Here is a 1,056-nt window from a genome sequence, read left to right as displayed (position 1 = left end):
ATGCGAATCAAGGGTTAAAAAATAAGATAGATAAAAGCGGCAGCAATTTTTCCAAAAACGTGGACGAGTAATCCGTTAGTAGACCTGACTTTATTCGCTCGTTGTAAGTCTGTTTTTTCAATCAGCCAATTGAACAGGGATTCAATGGGTTGCCTGACGGTCGATACGGCAGCGTTAAATAGGTCATTTGCCGCTTTATCTCTTTGTTTAAGTACTTCAGCCTGATCTTTTATAGCTTTGACAGGTGTAAGCATAGTTGCGTTTGCATTTATTTCCAGGCTTTTAAAATATGCTTCATTGTGATAGATTTTATCTCCAAAAAAAGTACGGTTTGTTATAGCCCCCCAATCTTGCTTAAAGACATTCAGGTCGCTTTCAGATGCCGTAGTGATAACAATTTGTTCAGGAAAAGGCATTCTATTAGGTCTTGAAAAAGCAAGTGTATGCAGTTTAAGTCCATAATAATATAGGGACTTAGTACCGCAATATCCCTTGTCGGTAATTTCAGTAGCCACTTTTCCACYTCGTTTTCCGGAGCAAGTAATAATGGGCATAGAATCAAGCAAGCTGATATCAAGCCTGCAATCCGAAGGTATGAAATCAGAAACCGAGCGGGCCGCTATTAACTTGAATGCCTCGCTAAGTCGATTTAATCTCCTGTTAAATGCCTGATAAGAAGGCAAAGCAGGAAACCAGGAACGCATATACTGATCCGCAAAAGCATATATCTGAGAAACTTTAAACCTTTGTTCCTCCTGGACAACAAAAAGATATAAAGTCATCATTTCCTGATCGGTAAATTCAGGTTTATCATTATTGGTGTATCTTTGATATAAGTATTGAAGTTCTTCGTTATGTAACTTGCAGATATGTAAATAGATAGCGATTAGTCTAAGTGCTTTAGCCTTGGGAATCATTCTTAAAGTTTGATGTGGAAATCTTCTTTAAGATACTGATTTTCAAGGCTTTAAACAAATAAAATCACAAATAAAAAGCTCATAATCAGGTGTTTAATCCATAAAGTTTCTATAGCTTTTTAACCCTTGATTCGCATTA

At 36.8% G+C, this 1,056-nt stretch carries 1 protein-coding gene; it reads right to left on the bottom strand.

The window, feature by feature from the left end; translation table 11 throughout:
• Positions 1-14: 14 nt before the first annotated feature.
• Positions 15-917, bottom strand: a complete 903-nt coding sequence (locus tag AC1DXF_RS29430; RefSeq protein WP_477452248.1) for a transposase — start codon at positions 915-917, stop codon at positions 15-17.
• Positions 918-1,056: the final 139 nt, after the last annotated feature.

It is taken from the genome of Mucilaginibacter sp. P2_A5, from assembly GCF_056404995.1.
The sequence above is the reverse complement of the archived record's forward strand: the minus strand, read 5'-3'. Positions and strand labels throughout refer to the sequence as shown.